Origin of the sequence: uncultured Phenylobacterium sp. (assembly GCF_902826855.1) — a bacterium.
Taxonomy (GTDB): domain Bacteria; phylum Pseudomonadota; class Alphaproteobacteria; order Caulobacterales; family Caulobacteraceae; genus Phenylobacterium.
In genome coordinates, this window is the sequence record NZ_CADEGK010000383.1 from 1 (window position 1) to 1,643 (window position 1,643).

General features: G+C 71.1%; 1 pseudogene. It reads right to left on the reverse strand.

Going from position 1 to position 1,643, the window contains the following annotated elements:
- Positions 1–1,564 (reverse strand): annotated as a pseudogene (locus tag QZV94_RS25010) (membrane-bound PQQ-dependent dehydrogenase, glucose/quinate/shikimate family); the annotation flags it as partial.
- Between the last annotated feature and the right edge of the window lie 79 nt (positions 1,565–1,643).

The following is a 1,643-nucleotide window of genomic DNA, read 5'->3' on the forward strand; positions in this document are numbered from 1 at the left end:
GCCCGCGCTTCGTAAGCTGGACCAGGGCCGGGACCGGGCCGGCCTTGGTGGGGAAGTCGATCAGCATCGGCTGGGAGGGGACGTCCCAGTCCCAGATGTCGTGGTGCGCCGTCTGGAACCGCCAGCGCTCGCGCCCGGTCGCCGCGTCCAGGGCCACGACGGACGAGGCATAGACTTCCGACTGCTTGGAGCGGTGCGAGCCCCAGTAGTCGGGCGTGGCGTTGCCGGTGGGCAGGTAGACGAGGCCGAGCGCGGGATCAAAGGCGGGGGTCGACCAGACGTTGGGGGTTCCGCGCGTGTAGGTCTTGCCCTCCGGGGGCAGCTTGGTGATCGTCGGGTCGCCGAGGTCCCAGGCCCAGACCTGCTCGCCGGTGACGACGTCGAAGGCGCGGACGACCCCGGAAGGCTCGCCGAGCTCCCGGTTGTCCATAACCCAGCCCCCTATCAGGACGCGGTCGCCAATCACGGTCGGCATCGAGGTCTGGAAGTAGAAGCCGCGCTTGATGGGGCCGATGCCGGTCGTCAGGTCAACCACCCCGTCCTTGCCGAAGCCGGGGCAGCGCTGGCCGGTGGCGGCGTCGAGGGCGAAGAGCTGGGCATTGATCGTCGAGGAGATGATACGCCGGCGACACAGCGGCTCGGCTGGCGCGGCGGCGACCTTCCCGGCGACCGCCTTGACGGCTTCAGGCTTTGGCGTCGTCTTCGGGGCCGGTTTGCCACCGGCGGCCGGGCCCGCAGCGGCGAGGGGAGGCTTGGAGTCCGCGGCGTCCCAGTAGCCGACGCCGCGGCAGCGGTTCCAGACGAACGGCTTCACCTTCGGGTCGTGGCGCCACTTCTCCTTGCCGGTGTCGGCGTCAACGGCGATCACCACGTTCGTCGGCGTGCAGAGGTAGAGCGTGTCGCCCACCTGGGTCGGGGTGTTTTGATCCTGCGAGCCGCGGCTGGGCGTCTCGCCCGTTCGAAAGGTCCAGGCGACCTTGAGCTTGTCGACCGTGTCTCGGTTGATCTGGTCGACCGGGGCAAAGCGCGTGCCGCCGGGGTCGCGGCCGTAATACCGCCAGTCGGATGCGCCCTGGACGGTCGGCTCCGCGCCTTCCGCCTGGACGGGCGCCTCGGCCTGGCCCCAGGTGAACGTGGCCGGCAGGGCGGCGCCGAGCGTGGCCAGGCAGGCCGTCGACATCACAGCGACCGCGAGGGCGGACTGGAGGCGCAGCCGCCCTTTTGGCCCGGAAGGGATCACCAGCAGGATGAACAGGCCCAGCACTGCCGGGGCGAAGAGGCGCGGCAAGAGCGGCCAGAAGACCAGGCCGGCTTCCCAGTAGGCCCAGCCCAGGGTCGCAGCGAGCACGGCGGCGTAGATCAGGCCCGCCGCCGGATGGCGTCGCACGAGCAGCACGCCCACAGCGACAATCGCCGCGCCGGCCAGCAGATAATAGGGCGAGCCCTCGAGCCAGATCAGCCAGCCCCCGCCGCCCAGAAGGAGCAGGCCGATCGCGGCGACCAGGCCGCCGCCTACGGCGGCCCAGATGCGAGCCGGCCAGCCCGCTTGCATGCCAGACGCCATGGCTCGCGTTCCCCCCACCTCGTGCGCGGCCAGTAGATGCTGACTCGCGCCCGTCATGAAGGGGCGGGGACACCACGGC